This window comes from Pseudomonas sp. MUP55, assembly GCF_034043515.1.
Lineage (GTDB): Bacteria > Pseudomonadota > Gammaproteobacteria > Pseudomonadales > Pseudomonadaceae > Aquipseudomonas.
This window is the reverse complement of the sequence record NZ_CP138214.1, coordinates 2,135,685-2,158,291: the sequence shown is the minus strand read 5'-3', so window position 1 is coordinate 2,158,291 and position 22,607 is coordinate 2,135,685. Positions and strand designations below refer to the sequence as shown.

Sequence of the window (22,607 nt, the reverse complement as noted above, 5' to 3'; positions counted from 1 at the left end):
CCCTGCCGCAGGCGGTATCAAGCCAACGGCACGCGACGGGTTGTCAGCGCGATGCGGCCGACGAAGAAGCTCAACGCGGCACCCAACAGCAGCATGGCCAAGGTACCCCAGGCTGCGCGGGACAATTGCTTGGCCGCTACTTCACCGGCTTCGCGGGCTTTCTGTTCAGCTTGCTGCTTGAGTTCTTCGACTTTCTGCATGGCTTGCTGATAGGCCTGGGCATAGTTATCAACGATCTGGGTGGCCTCTTCCTTGCTCTTGCCGGTACGCGCCGCAACGATGTTGACCAGTGCTTCCTTGTCCGCTGCATTCAGGGCCGGCTCGCCGGACGCCTTGACGCGCTCGAACCACTGCTTGAGCTCATCACCAGCCTGGGCTGGATGGGTCGCTGCATCAGTGGCCGATTGCTTGCCATCAGCGGCCGCCTGGTCGGTTTTCTGCTCGACGTTGGCCGGGTTCAGCTCAGGCTTGCCGGTTTGCTTGAGCAGCGTATCGAGTTGGCCTTGCAGGCTGTTCCAATCCAGCTGGATGCCCTGCTCGTTCAACTGCTGCTTGATGCTGTTGCCAATGCCCGGTGCGGCGGCGGCGATGCCATTGCCGGCGGCGGACAGGCCTTTGCCCACGACGTTGCCAGCGGTGCCCACCACACTCGATGCCAGCCCTGCCAGCAGCCAGGTGGTCAGCAAAGTGGTCAGCGTCCAGGTCAGCACGCCATGCAGGCCACCGCGATCCGGTGCGGTGCGCCCGGCCACGAACGCGCCGAGGGCGACGGCGACCAGCGTCGATACAAACAGCCAGATCCCGGCACCGGTACCGAAACCGCTCAGGGGGTTGCCCGCTTCCATTGGGTCAACAGCGCTGGCGCCAATGGCCGTACCCAGCACGCTCAAGACCAGGTAGGTGACCAGTGCAATTGCACTACCGGCCAATACCGAGCTCCAGGACACGCGAAACAGTGATCGATTGGTTTCATAGACAGTCGTCATACAAAGAGCCCTTTTCCAGATGATGGGAGCAAGGCAAAGTGCCTTGATCGATGCGAGTGTGGCGAAACGACATACGTTCAGTCGTGGCCCATATGCACTACCTTTACTGGTGCATTCGCACTCCCAACCGGACAATTTCTCTGCACTATCCTGAACCCCGGATGTCGTAAAACCATGCGTCCAAATTTTGGAGAATCTATGACACAGGATGTTCTTGCCAAAGAAACCAACCGCCGCCAACTGCAGCAGATCATCTCCGGGTTGTCTGATGGCGTGATCCTCGCCGAGGTCGACCAGACCATTCTCTGGGCCAATGAAGCCGCACTGACCATGCACGGCGTCCATGACGTCATGGGGCTAGGCGCCAATGGTCAGGAATACGCCGAGCGCTTCACCTTGCGTTATCGCAACAACCATCCGCTGCAGCTCGACAGCTACCCCCTGGCTCGCGCTGCGGCGGGTGATGAGTTCAGCGATGTGATCGTGGAAGTCATGCCCACGGCCGATGAAGACAAGACCTGGGTTCATCGCCTGCGCAGCCTGGTGATCACCGACTCACAGGGCGAGCCGGAACTGCTGGTGCTGATCCTCAGCGATGCTACCGAATGGGCCAGCGCCGAGCAGCGTTTCGAGAAAACCTTCAACGCCAACCCCGCGCCGGCGGTGATCTGCCGCCTCAGCGACCTGCGCTACATCAAGGTCAACCAGGGCTTTCTGGAAATGACCGGCTACAACCGCGACCAGGTCATCGGCAAATCGGTGTATGAACTCGATGTTCTCGAACACGCCGAGCGCAAGGACCTGGCCATCGAGCGGCTGGGGCAAGGCTCGACCATTCCGCAGATGCAGGCCGAACTGAGGCTGCCCGAAGGCGGCAGTAAACTGGTGGTCGTGGCCGGCCAGCCGCTGGACATGAACGAAGAGGACTGCATGCTGTTTTCGTTCATGGACCTGGAGCCACGCCGCAAAGCGGAAATCGCCCTGCGCCAGAGCGAAGAGCGCTTCGCCAAATCCTTCCGCCTGACGCCGGTGCCGACGTTGGTATGCAACGCCGCCAATCGCCAGGTGGTGGACATCAACGAAGCCTTCATGAGCATAACCGGCTATATCAGCGAAGAACTGATCGGCAAGTCCATCGAAGATATCGACTTCATCGACAGCCCCCAGGCCGGCGCCCAACTATTCGCCACCCTGGAAAAAGCCGGAAACCTGGAAGGCCATGACCTCAAGGTGCGCAAGAAAGGCAATGAAGTGATCGACTGCGTGGTGTCCGCCGACACCGTGATCATCCAGGACATCCCGTGCTACCTGCTGGTGTTCATGAACATCACCGAGCGCAAACGCTCGGAACTGGAACTGGTGGCGGCCATCGAGGAAGTCATGCAGGACGCCTCCTGGTTCAGCCAGACCCTGATCGAAAAACTGGCCAATGCCAAGAGCGTCAACAGCCCGAACCTGCCGAACGTGTCGTTCACCGACCTCACCGCCCGTGAGCGGGACGTACTGGGTTTGATCTGCGAGGGCCTGGCCGACAAGGAGATCGCCTCGCGCCTGAAGCTGGCACCCAATACCGTGCGCAACCATGTGGCCACCGTGTACTCCAAGCTAGGGGTGCATAGCCGTAGTGCAGCCATTGTCTGGGCCCGTGAACGCGGGCTGTTCGCCGGCGAATTGCGCGTGAAAAACAAGCGCTGAGAGTGCAAATGCACTAGTGCCGCTAGTGCGAATTCGCCTTATGGGGCGGCGGTGCAATCAATAACCTTCAAGGCATCGCCTCTGTGCCTTGAAGGAACCTGCATGTTTACCCTCTCCCAACTGCGAAATTGCATCGAAGAAGGCTTATCGCCGCTGACCTGCGAATTCACCCTGTGCCGGGATGCGTCCCTGACCCTCAAGGTCTTCGACGCCGAAACCGGTCGGGTCGACCTGGTGGTCACCGGGATCAGCACCAACCGGCTGCAGACCCCGCAGGAAGTGGCGAAAATGGTCGATGAGTTGCGCTACGAACTGCAGAGCAACAACGTCGGCAAGCTCACGCTGGATGACTTGCCTTCATCTTCGCCCCAATGAAATAGAACACCCCACCACCGACGATAAACAACCCGAGCATATAAAACATGTAATGCGCCGGCAGGCTGGCCAGCACCAGCCCGCACAACACCGGCCCCAATGCGGCGCCGAGATTGGACAGGTTTTGCGCGCCGTAATACATCCCCCGCAACGCGTCAGGCGCGATCCGGTCGATAAACATGTACTCGGCCGGGAACACGATGATCTCCCCCACGGTAAACACCGCCATCGCCACCACCCACCACACCACGCTGGTGGATAACGCAAAGCCAATCAGCCCCAGCATGAACATGCCCAAGCCGGCGATGAGCCACTGGCTCAGGTAGCGGTGTGAGATGCGCCGGCCAATCAGGTACTGCAAGGCAATCACCAGCACGGCGTTGGTGGTGAGCACAGCGCTGATGACGGTGTAGGTGTATTCGGCGGTAGTAGTAGTCACCAAGTACTGCGACAGGTAGGCCGTGAATTGGCCGAACACCACCGCACTGAGCAGGCCACCGAGGGTGAAGCACACCAAGCGATGATCCTTGAGCAGCACCCGGCCCACGGCGAGGAACGGCAACGGTTTTTGCGTAACTTGGACAGTCGTCAGCGTGCGGTCGCCCAAGCGCCAATACAGCAGCAAAAATCCCATGCCCAACAACGCCGACAGAATAAACGGCAGACTGATGTCCGCCTTCGCCACCATCGCACCGAAAAACGGCCCTACGGCGTAGCCGATATTGGTCAGCGTGTACTTGATGGAAAACACTTCGCTGCGCCCATCCTCGGGCAACAGGCTGGCGAAACCGGCCTTGATCGCGATATCGATCACCGCATAGGCCAGGTTGATCAGGATCAGGCAGCTATAAAACGCCCAGATGTTCTGCGCCAGCACCGTACCGATAAAGCCCAGCACAAAGACCAGGCTCAAACCGAGCAGCAAACGGTAACTGTTGACCCGGTCGACGAGGAAACCGCCATAAACGCTGAGCAGCGAGCCGACAATCAGGGAACTGCCGATCACCAGGCCAACCTGGCTGATGTCGAGGGCGAAGTGGCTGGTGAGGTAGATCACCAGGTATGGAAACGTGATTGCCTTGGCCAACGTCAGCAGCAACGTGGCGGACAGCAACAGGTTGACCGTGCGGGGGTAGTTTCTGAGTGCGGCAAGCATCCTGCTCTCTTTCCTTGAAGGTAACGCGACCGTTGCGGGCGGTTACCTTAACGTAAGAAAGGTATGACGAGCAGGTGGTACGGCGGGATTATTTCTTGACCGGCGTGATCTCGAGGATGGTGCCATTGGTGGTCTTGAGCAGTACGTACTTGTCACCGACCCGCGCCCACTGGCTCTCTTCTTCAGGCTGCTTGAGGCCGCGTTTTTTCCAGTCGCCGAGCGCCGATTCCTTGCGCATCAGGATATCCGGGGCGCGGTCGCCTTCTTTCAGGTCACGGCTATTGATGTTCGAAGGCTGCACGGTTTCCTGCGGCGTATCACCGGCATGCACCACGAAACTGGCGGTAGACAGGCTTGCAGCAACGAGAACACAGGCAACGAGAGATTTTGACTTCATGGGTGCTCCTTCAATTTTGGGTGCGTACCCACGTTCGGACCGCAGCGGCGCAGGATCATTCACATCAATAACCCCGTGGCGAGGGAGCTTGCTCCCGCCGGGCTGCGCAGCAGCCCCAAAAAGCCCAGCCAAGGTGCACCTGAACGAACGCGGCGGCTCGGTTGGGGGCAGCTGCGCTGCCCAGCGGGAGCAAGCTCCCTCGCCACAGGGGGGAGTGAGCTATAGCCAGACCGCGTCCCAGAGCGGGTAGTCGCCGATACGCTCGACCAGCCCGGCCCGCAATGGATTGGCAATGATGTAGCGCGCAATCTTTACGAGATCCTCTTCGGCTCGGGCCGCGCGATCATGGTAGCCGTTCTGCCAAAAAGCGCCCTTCGTACCACAGGCTTGGTTGATGGCCAGCGTGCTCCGTGGCTTCACCTGCTGCATCACGTGCGGCAACGTTGCGTCACGCAGCTCGAACATCCAGTGAAGGTGATCAGGCATGATCACCCAGGCTAACGAAGTCGCCAGATCCGCATCGTGGGCGCGTTTGAGCTCTGCAACCAATAACCGGCCCAGAGACAAGTCAACAAAAACCGGACGCCGCTGATAAACCACGGCCGTCACCAGGTACACGCGACCCGCTTCTGAATAACGACCGCGCCGTAGCAAATGCGAGTTGGGTCTTTGAATCAATCCTTTGATTCCCTTGAATGAATGGATGACTCATTCAACCTAGCAGGCCTGAGAAACCCCGCCTCCCGACTCAATTTCACAATATTTCCCCATTCCCCGTGGCGAGGGAGCTTGCTCCCGCTGGGCTGCGCAGCAGCCCCAAAAAAGCCAACCGAGGTACAGCTGAACGAACGCGGCGGCTCGGTTGGGGGCAGCTGCGCTGCCCGGCGGGAGCAAGCTCCCTCGCCACAGGGGGATTCAAGCTAGAGCACGCGGCGTGGCGAATCTTCACTTGTCATTGCCTCCGTGAAATTAATCCTGTAATTTTTCATGAAATTATTCGAATTAAATTTCATGACACCCCAAGATGAACTCGCCACCCTCGCCGCCCTGATCCACGACTTGCGCAAGCACAAGAAGCTCACCCTCGCGCAATTGGCGCAGAAGATCGAACGCTCGGTGGGTTTCCTGTCTCAGGTAGAACGCGGCCTGTCGCGCCCGACCGTGGCCGACCTGACCGCCATCAGCCACGCCCTCGACGTGCCGACCACGTACTTCTACAGCCTGCCCAAACCCAAGGCGGTGGACTGGGTCACGCGGCCCAACGAGCGGCGCACGGTGTACTACGCCAATGGCATCACCGACATCCTCGTCTCGCCCAGCATGAACGGCGCGTTTTCGATGCTCGACAGCCTGTTGGCACCCGGCGCCAACAGTGGCGAGCAAACCATGAGCGACCGTGCCGAACAGGCCGGTTTTGTGCTGGAGGGCGAGTTGACGCTGTGGGTCGAAGGTGAGGCCGATGCAGTCACCCTGAGCTCTGGCGACAGCTTCCATCTCGCCAGTTTCGCCCGCTGTCGCTACGCCAACCTGACCGACCTGCCCACCCGCGTGCTGTGGGTTTACAACTAGGAGCTGCACCCCGTGAAAAGCCAATCTGCAACGTTGCTGGCCGAAGTACGGACCTTCCGCCAGAACCACCCTGACGTGCGCTACGTCGACCTGATCGCCCTGGACCTTGCGGGGCATTTCTACGGCAAGCGCTACCCGGTGGAGATGCTGGAAAAAGTAGCCGCCGGCAGCCCGTTGAAGCTGCCGCAGAATGCCGTATTGCTGGGCGCCCAGGGCGGCTTGTTCAAGATTGGCGACTACTGCTTCAACGACGGTGACCCGGATGCCAATCGGCGCCTGGTGCCGAATACGCTCAAGCCGGTGAGCTGGGAATCGCAGCCGCTGGGGCAGATGCTGATCACCTCCGACGGCACCGACGCGCCCATCGAATTCGAACCCCGTGAAGTCTTGGCCAAGATGCTGGAGCGCCTGCATCACAAAGGTATTCACCCCGTGGTGGCGTTCGAGCTGGAGTTCTACCTGTTCGACAAAAAGCTCGACAATGGCCTGCCGCAATTCGCCCGCGACCCGCTGAGCGACGATGCCGACGACCAGCCCACCCTGCATATCGAGCGGCTGTCGCGCTTCAGCGAAGTGCTGGACGACATGGCTCAAACCGCCAGGGCCCAGGGCATCGATATCACAGTGATCACCGCGGAGATCGGCCCGGGCCAATTTGAAATCAATTTCGGCCATTCGGACGACGCCCTGCGCGCCGCCGACTGGGCCGCCCTGTTCTGCCGCAGCACGCGGGGCGTGGCGCTCAAACACGGTTACCGCGCCAGCTTCATGGCCAAGCCTTACCTGCAATTTCCCGGCAGTGGCATGCACGTGCATGTGAGCCTGTATGACGGCGCCGGCAACAACATGCTGGCGGCGCACCAGCAGCAACCGCTGCGCCACGCCGTGGCCGGTTGCCTGGCGTTGCTCCCCCACTGCATGCCGATCTTTTCGCCCAACCACAACGCTTTCCGCCGCCTGGGCGGTACGGTCAATGCTGCCACCCGCGCCAGCTGGGGCTTCGAAGACCGTGATGCATGCGTGCGTATCCCCGAGTCCGACCCACGCAACCTGCGTATCGAGCATCGCCTGGCCAGCGCCGACGCCAATCCGTACCTGGTACTGGCGGCAATCCTCGCCGGTTTGGAGCACGGCCTTGAAGCCCGCCTGGAACCTATCGCGCCGTTGAACGAGGATCGCAGCAGCGGCACCGATTTCCCCGTGGACGTGCTCGACGCCGTGCGCGCCATGCAGCATCAGCAGGTTGTGCGCGACATGCTGGGCGCGGAATTTGTCGACGTGTACTGCGAGAACAAACGCCAGGATCATTTGGCCTTTGAGCAAGAGATTCATGCGCGAGAATATCGCTGGTTTCTCTAGAAAAAAGGCTTCGCCGGAAAACGGAAAAACCTCACGCAAATCGAATAAAAGGCTCTAGAACGGGCCTTTCAGACCGATAAATTGTCGAACAATCCTGGCTTTCGCCGTTGAGAGTAATTATCATCCGGTGCCTTCTCACTACCCATTGGGTAGTTGTTCCACTGTGTCATCCGAGGCGCCCATGTACCGTTTTTCGCTTCACCGTCCACTGATCGCGATCAGCCTGGGGCTGGTTTCCCATTCCGTCTGCGCTGCCCTGCAACCCATCGCTGAAGCCCCGCTGGCCAGCGACACCGAACTGCATTGTCACTTCAACCGCGACGCCAGCACCGACTGCACCAGCACCTACCAGTACACGATCCTTAAACCCAACGGCCGCGAAATGCTTTCGCGCATCGACTTCGATTATTCCCAAGGCGACAGGTTTGAAGTGGTCAGCGCGCAGACCACCCAACCCGGTGCCAAACCCGTCGCCCTGGCCGCCACGCAGATCGACACACGCACAGCGCCCAACCCGGACAAGGGGTTCGGCAGCGACCAGCAGACCTCCCTGGCCTTCCCGAACCTGCGAGTGGGCACGCAAATCCGTTACACCGTGCGCGAGCATTTCGCCGCCAAGCCACTGGTGACCCAGTTTCACTACGTGCTCAAGTTAGGCGCAAGCCCGGCCCGTCATGACCGTTTCAAGGCGCGTTTTACCGCCGAGCGGCCAATCCAGTGGCGCAGTGAACTGTTCGATAACTTCAAGGTGACGCTGTCGCCCGATGGCAAGACGCTGGAAGTGGTGCAAAAAAGTCCGGTTTATTTCAACTACGTCAATGAACAGTCCGGCTCGGCACTGTTGCGCATCCCGCGCCTGGAACTGGGCAGCACCCTGGATCGCCAGGCCTACTTCGGCGATTTCGCCCAGCGCTACAACCAGATTCTCGGCGCCAACCTGCCGCCACACGCTGCTGCCGCCGTCGCCGCGGCGAGCAAGCTGGCCCCGGCAGAACAGGTCGCCGCGCTGATGCAGTACATCAACGATCACTACCGTTACCTGGGCGACTGGCGCGCCACCGAGCGCGGCTATGTGCCGTTCGAGCTGGAGGAAATCGAACAGCACGGCTATGGCGACTGCAAGGATCTGGCGACCCTGCTGACGGCCATGCTCAAGGCAGCGGGCATCAGGGCCGAGACGGCGTGGGTCAGCCGTGGGGACGTGGTGGAAGACTTGCTGATTCCAGGCCCCCAAGCACCGAATCACGTCATCGTGCGAGCCGAAGTGAGCGGCCAGGTGTGGTGGCTCGACCCTACCAACCCGGTCTTCGCACCCGGACAGACCATGCCCGACATCCAGGACCGCTGGGTGCTGGTCAACGATGCCAAGGGCCAGGTGCGCGAGGAACATATCCCCCTGGAAGGCCCGGAAGTCACGGTGCGCCTGGACAAACACGTGCAGTTGGGCAAGCAAGGCGAGGGTACGGTGCAGGCCAACATCACCTTCAGTCGCCTGCCGCTGATGCAACTGAGCGTCGCCGATAATCAACAAGGGAGCACGGCGACCGACCAGAACATCTGCGCCAACTTTGGCAACGACATCAGCGACTGCCAGATCACCCGCCAAGCCACTGCGTTTGTGGTGCACGACGGCTACAGCGTCAGCGCACGGCTCAACGATAAACGCGCCCTGGAAAAACTCGGGAATGACTACGTCTACACCGATCCATCCCTGAAAGATCGCTGGGAGGGTTACATCAATTACCGTCGTCAGGGGCAACAGGCCGACCTGGACCTGGGTAACCCTGAAACCTATGACTATCACTACACCCTGACCGGCGGGCAGATGGAAAAACCCATCCCCGGCTGTCAGGTGCGCTCGCCCTGGTTCGATCTGGACCTGGACGGAGAATCGGAAGGCGGCACGCTGCGCTATCATTATCGGCTGAGTCAGAAGAAGCGCTGGTTGACCCATGATGAAGTGGCCAGCGACGCATTCGGCAAGATGATTGACGAAGCCCGCGCCTGTGCCGAACAGGTGCATCAGGTGGTGAAACTCTAAGGGTTGCCTGACACAACAGGGCCCCAATACAGGAGGGGCAAGCCCTGATGCCAGTCAGGCTTTTTGTAGGAGCGAGCTTGCTCGCGAAGAACTCAGGGCCCCTGCGCTTATTCAGAATGAACGCGTTGCCTGGACGTTTTTCGCGAGCAAGCTCGCTCCTACAAGTGGCCAATTTCGCTTAACTGAATGGCAAGCCCCTTCCCAGCTTTTCGATTCGGTTTGGTCAGTCGGCCTCACCGAGCAATAGTTTCTGCTCCCGCGCGCACATCTCCACCAGGTAGTCCCACAACACGCGCAACCGCACCGACTTGTGCAACTCCCGCCGCGAACTGATCCAATAGCTGCGCTGGATGCTCTCCCCCGGCAGCAACGGCACCAGATCCGCATCGCCCGCCGCCATGAAACACGGCAATACCGCGATGCCCAAACCCGACCGCGCAGCCTGGTGCTGGGCAATCACGCTGGTGCTGTGGAACACCACTTTGGGGTTGCGGCAGAAGCTGCTGAGAAACTTCAGTTCCTGGCTGAACAGCAGGTCGTCGACGTAATCGATCCATGAGTGGGCCGCGAGGTCTTCGCGTTTTTCAATCGGTGGATGGCGCTCAAGGTAAGCGCGGCTGGCATACAGCGCCAGGCGGTAATCGGTGAGTTTGCGGGTGACCAGTTGATCGACGCTGGGGCGTTCCAGGTGAATGCTGATTTCCGCTTCGCGATTGAGGATGCTGACAAAGCGCGGCACCGCGACCAGTTCCACTTCCAACCCAGGATAGCGTTCAAACAGCCCACCCATGCGACCGGCAAGGAACATCACCCCCAGGCCCTCCGCCACACCGAGGCGAATCTTGCCCAGGGGCGCCGCAGCATGGGTGAGTTCGTCTTCCGCCAGCAGCGCCACGTTTTCCATGGCTTCGGCATGCTTGAGCAGGGCTTCACCAGACGGCGTCAACTCGTAGCCCTGGGCATGCTGCACAAACAGCGCAGTACCCAGGCTTTTTTCGATGGCTTCGATATGCCGGGCCACGGTGGCATGGGTGGTTTTCAAACGTTGCGCGGCGGTGAGCAAGCGGCCGCTGCGCTGCAACTCGAGAAAAAACCGCAGGTCATTCCAGTCGAACATACCGCCTCCATCGCCAACCCGTGGGCCATGCTGTTTAAAAACGCACAGCAGCTGGGCAAAAACTAACATTTTTAAGACGAAAACTAACAACTAGGATGGAGCCAATAAGAAAAACAAGCGAGACCCACAGATGCCCATTGCAACTGCTGAATACGATTATGTAATCGTCGGCGCCGGCCCCGCCGGCTGCTTGCTGGCCAATCGTCTGTCTGCCAACCCGGCCCATCGCGTCCTGCTGCTGGAGGCCGGTGGTCGCGATAACTACCCCTGGATTCATATTCCCGTCGGCTACCTGTTCTGCATCGGCAACCCGCGCACCGACTGGTGCTTCAAGACCGAAGCCCAGGCAGGCCTGCAAGGCCGCGCCCTCAGTTACCCGCGCGGCAAGGTACTGGGGGGATGCTCCTCCATCAACGGCATGATCTACATGCGCGGCCAGGCCCGCGACTATGACAGCTGGGCGGCGCAGGGTAACCCCGGATGGGCCTGGGACGACGTCTTGCCGCTGTTCAAGCACAGCGAAAACCATTTCGCCGGCACGTCGCCGTTCCACAGCGACGGCGGCGAATGGCGCGTCGAGCAGCAGCGTCTGTCGTGGCCGATCCTGGACGCGTTTCGCGAGGCAGCCAAGCAAAGCGGCATCGCCAACACCAGCGACTTCAACCAGGGCGATAACGAAGGCTGCGGTTATTTCCAGGTCAACCAGAAGGCCGGGGTGCGCTGGAATGCGGCCAAGGCGTTTCTCAAACCGGTGCGCCAGCGGCCCAACCTGACGGTGCTGACCGAGGTGGAAGTCGACCGCGTGGTGCTGGAAAACGGCCGCGCGTCTCAGGTCGTCGGCCGCCAGCACGGCCAGCAGTTGAGCTGGAAAGCGCGCAGGGAAATCGTGCTGTGCGCCGGTGCCGTGGGCTCGCCGGGCATCCTGCAACGCTCGGGTATCGGCCCTGCCCATGTGCTCAAGCCCCTGGGCATCGATGTGGTCCATGAACTGCCGGGCGTCGGTGGCAACCTGCAGGACCACCTGCAACTGCGCCTGATCTACAAGCTGGAAAACGCCCGCACCCTGAACCAGATCGCCGGCACCGTCTGGGGCAAGATGGGCATGGGCCTGCGCTACCTGTATGACCGCAGCGGGCCGCTGTCGATGGCGCCCAGCCAGCTGGGCGCATTTGCCCGCTCCGGGCCGGAGCAGACCTCGGCCAACCTTGAATACCACGTACAGCCACTGTCCCTGGAGCGTTTTGGCGAGCCGCTGCATGGGTTCCCGGCCTTTACCGCATCGGTGTGCGACCTGCGCCCCCAGAGCCGCGGGCGCATCGATATCCGCTCGGCCAACCCGGCGGATGCGCCGCTGATCCAGCCCAACTACCTCAGCCACCCGCAAGACCTGCGCGTGGCCGCCGACGCCATCCGCCTGACGCGGCGGATCGTGGCCGCCCCCGCCCTGAGCCAGTTCAAGCCGGTTGAATATTTACCCGGTGACGCGCTGCAAACCGAAGAACAGCTGCACGAAGCGGCGGCGCGCATCGGCACGACCATCTTCCATCCGGTGGGCACCTGCCGCATGGGCCATGACCAGGACGCGGTGGTCGACGCACAGCTGCGCGTGCACGGCGTGCCCGGCCTGCGCATTGCCGATGCCTCGATCATGCCAAGCATCACCTCGGGCAATACCTGCTCGCCGACGCTGATGATCGCCGAGAAAGCCGCGCAACTGATCCTTTCACCGAACACAAGGAGCCTCGCCCCGGAGAGAGAAATGGTTCACGCAATCTGAATAGCGGCGCCGCACCTGGCGCCGACAGTGGAACAACAATAAATAATCACTGTGAGGGCTAACCGATGTCAGAACATGCTCAACCCCTGGGCTCGGCGATGGATGCGAGCACCAGCAACGACTCAAAGAAAGTCATTTTCGCCTCGTCCCTGGGGACGGTGTTCGAGTGGTATGACTTTTTCCTCTACGGCGCCCTCGCGGCGGTGATCAGCAAGCAATTCTTCGCCGGGGTCAACGACACCACGGCGTTTATCTTCGCGCTGATGGCGTTCGCCGCAGGCTTTGTGGTGCGGCCCTTCGGCGCGCTGGTGTTCGGCCGCCTGGGCGACATGATCGGGCGCAAGTACACCTTCCTCGTCACCATCATCCTGATGGGCGTGGCCACCTTTTGTGTCGGGCTGCTGCCGACCTATGCCAGCATCGGCATCGCGGCGCCGATCATCCTGATTGTGCTGCGCATGCTGCAAGGCCTGGCCCTCGGCGGCGAATACGGCGGCGCCGCCACCTATGTTGCCGAGCATGCCCCGGCTGGCAAACGTGGCTTGCACACCAGCTGGATTCAATCCACCGCCACCCTCGGCCTGTTGCTGTCGTTGCTGGTGGTGCTGGCCTGCCGTTATTTCACCGGCGACCAGTTCGAGGTGTGGGGCTGGCGTATTCCGTTCCTGTTCTCCATCGTATTGCTGGGCATCTCCACCTGGATTCGCATGAGCCTGCACGAATCGCCGGCATTCCTGAAAATGAAAGAGGAAGGCAAGGCCAGCAAGGCGCCGATCCGCGAGTCGTTCGGTAAATGGGAAAACCTCAAAGTTGTACTGATCGCGTTGTTCAGCATCAACGGTGGGCAGGCGGTGACCTTTTATGCAGCGCAGTTTTACGTGCTGTTCTTCCTCACCCAGTTCCTGAAGATGGACCCGGCCCTGGCCAACATGCTGCTGATTATCAGCGTGGTGATCGGCGCACCGTTCTTCATCCTGTTTGGTTGGCTGTCGGACAAGGTCGGGCGCAAGCCGGTGCTGATGCTGGGCCTGCTGCTGGCGACCTTCCTGTACTTCCCGATTTTCAAGAGCCTGGCGCACTACACCAACCCGGCGATGGACCAGGCCAGCCAGCAGGCACCGATTACCGTGCAGGCCGATCCGGCCACCTGCACCTTCCAGTTCGACCCGGTGGGCAAGGCCCGCTTTGACAGCCCGTGCGACAAGGTCAAGACCTTCCTGGTCAAGCAAGGCCTGCCGTACAGCAGCGTCGCGGCTCCGGCCGGCGCACCGGTACAGGTCAGCGTCGGTGATGTGCGCATCGATGGCTTCGATGAAGCGGCACTGCGCGGCGCGGTGGCCCTGGCCGGCTACCCGAGCTCGGCGGACATGGCCCAGGTCAACAAGGTGATGGTGGTGGTGCTGATCGTCGCACTGATCCTGATCGCCGCCATGTGCTACGGCCCCTTGGCGGCGCTGATGGTAGAGCTGTTCCCGACCCGTATCCGCTACACCTCGATGTCGCTGCCCTACCACATCGGTAACGGCTGGTTTGGCGGGTTCCTGCCCACCGTGTCGTTTGCCCTGGTGGTGTACACCGGCGATATCTTCTACGGCTTGTGGTACCCGGTGGTGGTGACCGGGGTCAGCCTGGTGGTGGGCTTGTTCTGCCTCAAAGAAACCCGGCATGTAGACATCGATAACAACTGAATAAGCCTCAAGGGCCAAGCTGCAAGCGGCAAGTAAAAGCCAATCGGCTCTTTCTTGTAGCTTGCAGCTTGAAACTTCAAGCTGTACATCCATACAGATAATGGTTGCTCAAATCTCTCTGACTAAGCATCCTGCCAGGTATCAACCTGATCTGATGTGACGCCCATGCAGTTATACCTCTGTGAAAAACCCTCCCAGGCCAAGGACATCGCGGCCGTGCTCGGCGCCAATCGCCGGGGCGATGGATGCTGGCTGGGCAGCGGAGTCACAGTCACCTGGTGCATCGGTCACCTGCTGGAAACCGCCCCGCCTGACGCGTATGACGCCAAATACAAACGCTGGGTACTCGCCGACCTGCCGATCGTCCCGGAAAAATGGAAAATGCAGGTCAAACCCAAGACCGCCAGCCAGTTCAAGGCGGTCAAGCGCCTGCTGGGGGAAGCCAGGGAACTGGTGATCGCGACCGACGCCGACCGCGAGGGCGAGATGATCGCCCGCGAACTGGTGGAGCATTGCCGTTATCGCGGGCCGATCCAGCGGTTGTGGCTGTCGGCGCTGGACGATGCCTCCATCCACAAGGCCCTGGCCGCGCTCAAGCCCGGTGCGCAGACCTTCAGCCTGTATCACTCGGCCCTGGGCCGCTCCCGCGCCGACTGGCTGATCGGCATGAACATGAGCCGCCTGTTCACCTTGCTCGGGCGCCAATCCGGCTACCAGGGCGTATTGCCGGTGGGCCGCGTGCAAACCCCCACCTTGCGGCTGGTGGTCGACCGTGACCGCAGCATCGCCGATTTCGTACCCGTGGCGTATTGGGCCATCGATGTAGAGCTGCTCCACGAGCGCATCACCTTCACCGCCCAATGGCGCGCCGCCGACGATGCCTGCGATGACCAGGGCCGTTGCCTCAACCCGCAACTGGCCCGGGACGCCGCCGATGCCATGGCCCACGCGACCAGCGCGCGCCTGGTGAAGCTGCGTACCGAGCGCATGCGTGAGGTCGCCCCCCTGCCCTTCGACCTCGGCACCCTGCAGGAAATCTGCTCGAAAAAGCTCGGCCTCGGCGCCCAGGAAACCCTGGACATTGCTCAATCCCTCTACGAAACCCACAAGGTCATCACCTACCCGCGCAGCGATTGCGGCTACCTGCCGTTGAGCCAGCACAGCGAAGCGCCGAAGATCCTCGCCGCACTCGGCCGCGCGGATGCGGCCGTGGGCGAGTTGATGAACTACATGGACCCTGCTCGTCGCTCACGCGCCTGGAACGACGCCAAGGTCAGCGCCCACCACGGCATTATTCCCACCGGAGCCGGCAAGGACATCGCCCAACTCACCGGCAAGCCTCGCGCGGTCTACACCCTGATACGCGCGCGCTACCTGGCGCAATTTCTGCCCAACCATGAATACGACCGGACCCAGGCGGATTTCGACTGTGCCGGCCAGGCGCTGCGCGCAGTGGGCAAAGTCGTCATCGAACCGGGCTGGAAACGCGCACTGCCCGAAGCCCTCGCTCCCGCCAAAGGCAGGGAAGCGCCCGCGCCTCAAGCCTTGCCTCTGCTGGTGCAGGGCCAGGACTGTGCCGTGGTCAAGGTCAACCTCAAGGACCTGTGGACCCAACCGCCCAAGCCCTTTACCGAAGGCGACCTGATCAAAGCGATGAAAAACGTCGCCAAGCTGGTGGAGGATCCATTGCTCAAGCAGAAGCTCAAGGACACCACGGGCATAGGCACCGAAGCCACACGCGCCGGGATTATCCAGGGCCTGCTGGACCGCGGTTACCTGGTGAAGAACGGCAAGGCGCTGTCGGCCACCCCGGCGGCGTTCAGCCTGATTGACGCAGTGCCTCGGGCCATCGCCGATCCCGGTACCACCGCTATCTGGGAGCAGGCGTTGGACATGGTGCAAAGCGGCGAAATGAGCCTGGAAGAGTTCGTCGCCAAACAAGCGGCGTGGATGAGCAAGCAGGTGGCACGTTGCAATGGCATGCGCATGACCATCACCGGCCCGGCCAGCCCCGCAGCGAAAAAAGGCGCAGCGGCCTGGAAAAACAAGCGCAAGAGCGCGCCACGCAAGACCACGGACAGCCCCAAACGGGCGAAAAAGCCGGCAAGTGCCGGCTAAAAGCGCAAAAAACACCGGCGAATGACGCTTTTCGACGGGTTTAACGCCGCTTTGGACCTTGCTGCAACGTGGGCCGTCTAGGATTCTGTAGGGGCAGTAGTTGACTACCTAACAACAACACCGGAGTGGCCGCCATGAAAACCGTCGCAGAATTGCTCAAAGCCAAGGATCAGAAGAATCAGGACGTCCACACCATCCAGTGGGACCACACCGTGTTCGAGGCACTGGTGCGGATGTCCGAGAAAAACGTCGGGGCCTTGCCCGTGGTCAAGGATGGCACCGTGGTTGGCATCATCAGCGAGCGCGATTACGCACGCAAACTCATCCTCAAAGGTTTATCGTCGGTCACCACCCGGGTCGATGAGGTGATGAGTTCCCCGGTCATCACCGTCGATACCCACAAGACGGTTGAGGCGTGCATGAACATCATGACCGACAGTCACCTGCGCCACCTCCCGGTCGTGGAAGACGGCAAGCTGCTCGGGCTGTTGTCCATTGGCGACCTGGTCAAGGAAGCCATTGCTGAACAAGCCGCCTTGATCCAACAGCTGGAGCAGTACATCCGAGGCGAATAGGAGACCCCATGCTCGACACGCTGGATCATCAAGCAGACCACCTCGACACGCTGCACCGGGCGATGGCCGAAAGGCGCTTTCTGGTGCTGACCGGTGCCGGAATCAGCACGTCGTCAGGCATTCCCGACTATCGTGACAGCGAAGGGGTGCGCCGGGGCAAAGCGCCGATGATGTACCAGGAGTTTCTCGCTACCCCGCAGGCGCGCCGCCGTTATTGGGCGCGGGCCATGCTCGGCTGGCCGAGGGTGCGCGCTGCACAACCGAACAAGGCGCACCTGGCGTTGGCGACGCTGCAGTCGCGCGGGCGCATCAGCGGGTTGATCACCCAAAACGTCGATACCCTGCATGATCAAGCCGGTAGCCATGACGTGATTGAACTGCACGGCAGCCTGCACCGGGTGCTGTGCCTGGATTGCCAGCAGCGCAGCCCGCGCGATCTAATCCAGCGGCAAATGGACATCGACAATCCCTACCTGGCGCAGGTCCACGCCGTGCAAGCACCGGACGGCGACACTTTGCTCGATCCCACCTTCGAAGAACACTTCCAGGTCCCCCACTGCCCGCATTGCCATGGCGAGCGTTTGAAGCCGGATGTTGTGTTCTTCGGCGAGAACGTAGCGCCGGCCACAGCGGCCAGGGCGATGGCGGCCGTACAACAGGCCGAAGGCTTGCTGGTGGTGGGGTCGTCACTGATGGCCTATTCGGCGTTTCGCCTGTGCAAGGCCATGGTGGAACAAGGCAAGCCAGTGATCGCCATCAACCTGGGCAAGACCCGCGGGGATGAGCTGTTGCAGGCAAAAATCGAAGCGTCCTGCGAGCTATTATTACCTTTGCTGGCCGGACGACTGTAAGAGCGAGCTTGCTCGCGAAAAACTCACAGGCACAACGAGCATCCAGGAAACACCTGTTAGTCTGCGACCCGCCGCTTCAAAAAATGACGCTCAAGTCACGTTTTTCGCGCATCTTCCCGTCCCCACAGCGATTTATGTAGTGCCTGAAAATAATCACTACATAATCGTTGACGTAACCTTTTTGTCCTTGCATTATCGAGACGTCTCCCGGATCGGGAGTGTTGGTAACACGCGTTTTGAACAAGCTCGTCTGACCGCCGAGCTGTTTTTCCGGATGTGCACTGCCCACAAGGCAGATTGATGAAGCTGACAGGTCCCGAAGGGGGTCGGTACAAGGAGCTCAATCGCTGCTTGTCTTCGTTACGAAAGCGTTGCGTAGCGGTTCATCAGCAAGACTACATGCATCAGGTTCAAGACCCTGCCCGTATTCGGCAGACCGTTACTGACGCCCGGTTTTCGTAACCGGAGACAACTAAGCAAGTTTTAACGAACCAACTGATAGATCGCCAACTGGTCAAGGGGCTTACACATGAATCTGAACAACCAACCAACTATCGATGAATTGGCTGAGATGTTCGCAGCGCAGAAAGACACACTCGACGACCATATCCTGTGGATTGGCAAATCGGGCGAAGTTCAACTTGACTGCCTGGCGCCCCACACCGAAGAAGCCGAGTTCGACCGTAATCACCGTGAACTGGCGGCGCGCCTGAAGATGTACCGTCGTGGTCAGGGTTATGTCGGCAAGAAAGCGGCAGCCGATCGCAACTTTATCGAGCAGGTATTCGACACACTTAACAATGCCTGGGCATCTTTCAAAGACAGCTCGCAAGTTAAAGTGATCGACCGTTACTACTAACAGGCATTTAAACTAATGTGGGAGCTGGCGTGCCAGCTCCCACTTTTGTTTCGCACTTCAGAACGTCGGAAACCGTCCCTTCCCCGCCTCATCCCGGAAGATATCGAACAACACCTGCGCCGCCGCCGATAGTTCGTGGCCTGGTTTAGTCAGCACGCCAATCGGCCGCTCGATCACAGGGCCGGTCAAGGTGATGCAACGGGCGCCCGCCTCCTCCATTTGCCGTGCACACAGTGCGGGCACAGCGCTGACGCCCAAGCCGCTGGCAACCATCTTGCCCACCGTGGCCAATTGATGGCTTTCCAACGCCACCGGCAGTTTCATCTGCAAGGCGCCCAGGTGTTCCTCAAGCATTACCCGCACCGTCGATGGCCGCTGCAAGGTAATGAAAGGCTGTTCCAACAGGTTTTTCCAGTCGATCTGAGGCCATTGCGCCAAAGGCGAATCTGCCGGCACCACTGCGATAAACCGGTCCAGGTACAGCGGCGTGAAGGCCAGTGACGAACCGTCGGACGGCTCGAACGCGACACCCAGCTCTACTTGGCGGTCGCGCACCATCTCCAGTACCTGCTCGTTGATCAAGTCATGCACCGTCACGTTCACCTGGGGATAGCGCGCGCGGAAGATCTTCAGAATGGGCGGCAGCAGGTTACCGGCAAATGACGGCATCGCCGCCACCGTCACACGCCCGCGCTGCAGGGTGAAGCGTTGACGCAGTTCGTCTTCGGCGTTGTCCCAATCGGCAATCAACCGGCGTGCGAGCGGCAACAGCGATTCACCCTCAGGCGTGAGGGCCACATTGCGTGTATTGCGACTGAACAGGCGCCCTCCCAACCCTTCTTCAAGGCCTTTGATCGTCAGGCTCAGCGCCGATTGGGACAGGTGCAGACGCTCGCAGGCAGCGGCAAAACTCAGGCTCTGAGCCACCGCCAGAAAGGCACGCATCTGTTTAACGGTCATAAGGTAGCTCCGAGCTGCAAGTTGAAAGCTGCAAGTGAAAGCGGCCGCTGACACTGCTTGTAGCTTGCCGCTTGTAGCTGATTATGCTGTTTTTCAAACCAATCAACCTAAAAAAACAACTTAACAAATCAATCCGTCAGCGCAACACTCGGTCCATTGGCTGGCCCACTCACAATAAAAGAGGTGCATATGGCAGGTTTCGATAAGCGCGTGGCGTCCTATGAAGAGGCGCTGGCAGGCCTGGAAGACGGCATGACCGTGCTCTCCGGTGGTTTTGGCCTGTGCGGCATCCCGGAAAACCTCATCGCCGAGATCAAGCGCAAAGGCACCCGCGGCCTCACCGTAGTCTCCAACAACTGCGGCGTCGACGGTTTTGGCCTGGGCATCCTGCTGGAAGAAAAACAGATCAGCAAAGTGATCGCCTCCTACGTGGGTGAAAACGCCCTGTTCGAGAAGCAACTGCTCAGCGGCGAAATCGAAGTGGTGCTCACCCCCCAGGGCACCCTGGCGGAAAAAATGCGCGCAGGCGGTGCCGGCATTCCGGCCTTCTTCACCGCCACGGGCGTCGGCACCCCTGTCGCCGAAGGCAAGGAAACCCGCGAATTCAAAGGCCGTCCCTACCTGATGGAAGAGTCCATCACCGGTGATTTCGCGATCGTCAAAGGCTGGAAAGCCGACCACTTCGGCAACGTCATTTATCGCCACACCGCCCAGAACTTCAACCCGCTGGCCGCCACCGCCGGCAAGATCACCGTGGTCGAAGTCGAGGAAATCGTCGAACCGGGCGAGCTGGACCCCGCGCAGATCCATACCCCTGGCATCTACGTCGACCGGATCATCTGCGGCACCTTCGAGAAGCGCATCGAACAGCGCACCGTCCGCAAATAATCCGCCCCAGCCCGAACAATAAGGACTCATAAAATGGCTCTTACCCGCGAACAAATGGCTCAACGCGTCGCCCGCGAAATGCAGGACGGTTTCTACGTCAACCTCGGCATCGGCATTCCAACCCTGGTGGCCAACTATATTCCCGAAGGCATGGAAGTGATGCTGCAATCGGAAAACGGCCTGCTTGGCATGGGACCGTTTCCGACAGAAGAAACCATTGATGCCGACATGATCAACGCCGGCAAGCAAACCGTCACCGCACGCATCGGCGCCTCGATTTTCTCCTCCGCCGAGTCCTTCGCAATGATTCGCGGCGGCCACGTGGACCTCACCGTACTCGGCGCGTTCGAAGTGGACGTGCAAGGCAACATCGCCTCGTGGATGATCCCCGGCAAGCTGGTCAAGGGCATGGGCGGCGCGATGGACCTGGTGGCCGGAGCGGAAAACATCATCGTGATCATGACCCATGCGTCCAAGGACGGTGAGTCGAAGCTGCTCAGCCAGTGCAGCCTGCCGCTGACCGGCGCCAACTGTATCAAGCGTGTGCTGACGGACCTGGCCTACCTGGAAATCGAAAATGGCGCTTTTGTCCTCAAGGAACGCGCACCTGGCGTCAGCGTTGAAGAGATTGTGAGCAAGACCGCCGGTAAACTGATCGTCCCGGACCACGTTCCAGAAATGCATTTCCAGTGAGCACAGATTCCATGCAAGACGTCGTGATTGTTGCTGCCACCCGCACCGCCGTGGGCAGCTTTCAGGGTTCGCTGGCGGCTATCCCAGCCCCTGAACTGGGCGCTGCGGTGATTCGCCGCCTGCTGGAACAGACCGGCCTGAACCCGGCCGAAGTGGATGAAGTGATCCTCGGCCAGGTGCTCACCGCCGGCAGCGGCCAGAACCCGGCACGTCAGGCCTCGATTCTCGCCGGCCTGCCTCACGCCGTGCCGAGCCTGACCCTGAACAAGGTCTGCGGCTCGGGCCTCAAGGCCCTGCACCTGGGCGCGCAGGCGATCCGTTGCGGCGACGCCGACGTCATCATCGCCGGCGGCATGGAGAACATGAGCCTCGCGCCGTACGTGTTGCCTGCTGCGCGCACCGGTTTGCGCATGGGCCACGCCAAGATGATCGACAGCATGATCACCGATGGCCTGTGGGATGCCTTCAATGACTACCACATGGGTATCACCGCCGAGAACCTCGTGGACAAGTACGGCATCAGCCGCGAGGCGCAGGACGCCTTTGCCGCCGCCTCCCAGCAAAAAGCCGCCGCCGCCATCGAAGCCGGGCGTTTTGCCGATGAAATCACGCCCATCCTGATTCCCCAGCGCAAGGGCGACCCGGTGGCCTTTGCGGTGGACGAACAGCCACGTGCCGGTACCACCGCCGAATCCCTGGCCAAGCTCAAGCCCGCCTTCAAAAAAGACGGCAGCGTCACCGCAGGCAACGCCTCCAGCCTCAACGACGGCGCCGCCGCGGTGCTGCTGATGAGCGCCGCCAAAGCCAAGGCCCTCGGCCTACCGGTACTGGCGCGTATTGCCAGCTACGCCAACGCTGGGGTCGACCCGGCAATCATGGGCATCGGCCCGGTGTCGGCCACCCGCCGCTGCCTGGACAAAGCTGGCTGGCAATTGGCTGACCTGGACCTGATCGAAGCCAACGAAGCCTTCGCCGCGCAATCCCTGGCGGTGGGCAAAGAGCTGGAATGGGACGCGGACAAGGTCAACGTCAACGGCGGCGCTATCGCCATCGGCCACCCGATTGGTGCTTCAGGCTGCCGTGTGTTGGTGACCCTGCTGCATGAAATGATCAAGCGCGACGCCAAGAAGGGTTTGGCAACGCTGTGCATCGGTGGCGGCCAGGGCGTGGCGCTGGCCCTCGAACGCAACTGATTCAAAGAGCAACAGGGAAAAGGCTCGGTTCCACGAAAATCGGGCCTTTTCTTTTGTCGATCCCCCGGTAAGCACCCGGTCAAAAATTGCGAGCTGGCATAGGTGTCCGTTAAGGCCCGCTGGCCGTAATCCGACATTGATTTGGAGGTAAACCGGTCGAATGGGGTCCACTGTAGGAGCGAGCTTGCTCGCGAAAAACGTCCAGGCAACGCGGTCATTCTGAATAAACGCGGAAAGCCCTGAGTTTTTCGCGAGCAAGCTCGCTCCTACAAAAAGCCTTAACTGACTGGCATCGGGGCAAGCCCACGTG

At 60.6% G+C, this 22,607-nt stretch carries 20 protein-coding genes; 14 read left to right on the top strand and 6 right to left on the bottom strand.

The annotated features are described in order from the left end of the window. Positions 1–17: 17 nt before the first annotated feature. Complete coding sequence (locus tag SC318_RS09800; protein ID WP_320430604.1) at positions 18–986, bottom strand: hypothetical protein; 969 nt, start codon at positions 984–986, stop codon at positions 18–20. A gap of 198 nt (positions 987–1,184) precedes the next feature. Between SC318_RS09800 and SC318_RS09795 the strand changes: the two genes are divergently transcribed. Together SC318_RS09795 and SC318_RS09790 are read left to right on the top strand one after the other, a co-directional pair. Continuing rightward, positions 1,185–2,681, top strand: a complete 1,497-nt coding sequence (locus SC318_RS09795) for a PAS domain S-box protein (protein ID WP_320430603.1) — start codon at positions 1,185–1,187, stop codon at positions 2,679–2,681. 102 nt (positions 2,682–2,783) lie between these two features. Beyond that, the gene (locus SC318_RS09790) at positions 2,784–3,056 is read left to right on the top strand and encodes a DUF1652 domain-containing protein (protein ID WP_124386000.1); all 273 of its coding nucleotides are present in this window, start codon (positions 2,784–2,786) and stop codon (positions 3,054–3,056) included. Here the strand turns inward: SC318_RS09790 and SC318_RS09785 are convergent. The 3 genes from SC318_RS09785 to SC318_RS09775 form a co-directional block, all read right to left on the bottom strand. Beyond that, positions 3,019–4,212, bottom strand: coding sequence for an MFS transporter (locus SC318_RS09785; protein ID WP_320430602.1), 1,194 nt, complete (start codon positions 4,210–4,212; stop codon positions 3,019–3,021). The genes SC318_RS09790 and SC318_RS09785 overlap by 38 nt on opposite strands. A gap of 88 nt (positions 4,213–4,300) precedes the next feature. Beyond that, positions 4,301–4,609 carry an RcnB family protein gene (locus SC318_RS09780; RefSeq protein ID WP_320430601.1) on the bottom strand — a complete coding sequence of 103 codons (309 nt, stop codon included), beginning with the start codon at positions 4,607–4,609 and terminating at the stop codon, positions 4,301–4,303. Positions 4,610–4,828: 219 nt separating this feature from the next. Continuing rightward, positions 4,829–5,287, bottom strand: coding sequence for an REP-associated tyrosine transposase (locus tag SC318_RS09775; RefSeq protein ID WP_320430600.1), 459 nt, complete (start codon positions 5,285–5,287; stop codon positions 4,829–4,831). A 333-nt stretch (positions 5,288–5,620) separates the two neighbouring features. Here SC318_RS09775 and SC318_RS09770 point away from each other — a divergent pair, with 333 nt between their 5' ends. From SC318_RS09770 to SC318_RS09760, 3 genes are all read left to right on the top strand, one after another. Next, a complete protein-coding gene (locus SC318_RS09770; protein WP_320430599.1) occupies positions 5,621–6,178 on the top strand; it encodes a helix-turn-helix domain-containing protein in 558 nt (185 codons plus the stop codon). Between the two features lie 12 nt (positions 6,179–6,190). Beyond that, a complete protein-coding gene (locus tag SC318_RS09765; protein WP_320430598.1) occupies positions 6,191–7,537 on the top strand; it encodes a glutamine synthetase family protein in 1,347 nt (448 codons plus the stop codon). A gap of 181 nt (positions 7,538–7,718) precedes the next feature. After that, entirely contained in the window at positions 7,719–9,578 is a 1,860-nt protein-coding gene (locus SC318_RS09760; protein WP_320430597.1) for a DUF3857 domain-containing transglutaminase family protein, read from the top strand. A gap of 223 nt (positions 9,579–9,801) precedes the next feature. On the opposite strand, the gene SC318_RS09755 is transcribed toward SC318_RS09760, so the two are convergent. Further along, a complete protein-coding gene (locus SC318_RS09755) occupies positions 9,802–10,695 on the bottom strand; it encodes a LysR family transcriptional regulator (protein WP_320430596.1) in 894 nt (297 codons plus the stop codon). 130 nt (positions 10,696–10,825) lie between these two features. Between SC318_RS09755 and SC318_RS09750 the strand changes: the two genes are divergently transcribed. From SC318_RS09750 to SC318_RS09725, 6 genes are all read left to right on the top strand, one after another. Then, positions 10,826–12,472 carry a GMC family oxidoreductase gene (locus SC318_RS09750; RefSeq protein WP_320430595.1) on the top strand — a complete coding sequence of 549 codons (1,647 nt, stop codon included), beginning with the start codon at positions 10,826–10,828 and terminating at the stop codon, positions 12,470–12,472. A gap of 65 nt (positions 12,473–12,537) precedes the next feature. After that, a complete protein-coding gene (locus SC318_RS09745; protein WP_124385992.1) occupies positions 12,538–14,160 on the top strand; it encodes an MFS transporter in 1,623 nt (540 codons plus the stop codon). Between the two features lie 165 nt (positions 14,161–14,325). Further along, a complete protein-coding gene (locus tag SC318_RS09740) occupies positions 14,326–16,278 on the top strand; it encodes a DNA topoisomerase III (protein WP_320430594.1) in 1,953 nt (650 codons plus the stop codon). A gap of 134 nt (positions 16,279–16,412) precedes the next feature. Further along, on the top strand, positions 16,413–16,853 hold the full coding sequence (locus tag SC318_RS09735) for a CBS domain-containing protein (protein WP_306492449.1): 441 nt from the start codon (positions 16,413–16,415) through the stop codon (positions 16,851–16,853). Positions 16,854–16,861: 8 nt separating this feature from the next. After that, positions 16,862–17,704, top strand: coding sequence for an NAD-dependent protein deacetylase (locus SC318_RS09730; protein WP_320430593.1), 843 nt, complete (start codon positions 16,862–16,864; stop codon positions 17,702–17,704). A 529-nt stretch (positions 17,705–18,233) separates the two neighbouring features. Then, complete coding sequence (locus SC318_RS09725; RefSeq protein ID WP_057725643.1) at positions 18,234–18,563, top strand: hypothetical protein; 330 nt, start codon at positions 18,234–18,236, stop codon at positions 18,561–18,563. A 57-nt stretch (positions 18,564–18,620) separates the two neighbouring features. Here the strand turns inward: SC318_RS09725 and SC318_RS09720 are convergent, their stop codons facing one another. Further along, positions 18,621–19,523 (bottom strand): LysR family transcriptional regulator, encoded by a 903-nt coding sequence (locus tag SC318_RS09720; RefSeq protein ID WP_320430592.1) that lies wholly within the window; start codon positions 19,521–19,523, stop codon positions 18,621–18,623. Between the two features lie 189 nt (positions 19,524–19,712). Here SC318_RS09720 and SC318_RS09715 point away from each other — a divergent pair, with 189 nt between their 5' ends. The 3 genes from SC318_RS09715 to SC318_RS09705 are packed head-to-tail and all read left to right on the top strand — an operon-like array spanning position 19,713 to position 22,297. Then, positions 19,713–20,411 carry a CoA transferase subunit A gene (locus SC318_RS09715; RefSeq protein ID WP_320430591.1) on the top strand — a complete coding sequence of 233 codons (699 nt, stop codon included), beginning with the start codon at positions 19,713–19,715 and terminating at the stop codon, positions 20,409–20,411. Between the two features lie 33 nt (positions 20,412–20,444). After that, positions 20,445–21,104: a CoA transferase subunit B gene (locus SC318_RS09710; protein ID WP_003211625.1), complete on the top strand. Its 660-nt coding sequence runs from the start codon at positions 20,445–20,447 to the stop codon at positions 21,102–21,104. Between the two features lie 11 nt (positions 21,105–21,115). Continuing rightward, entirely contained in the window at positions 21,116–22,297 is a 1,182-nt protein-coding gene (locus SC318_RS09705; RefSeq protein WP_320430590.1) for an acetyl-CoA C-acetyltransferase, read from the top strand. Positions 22,298–22,607 lie beyond the last annotated feature (310 nt).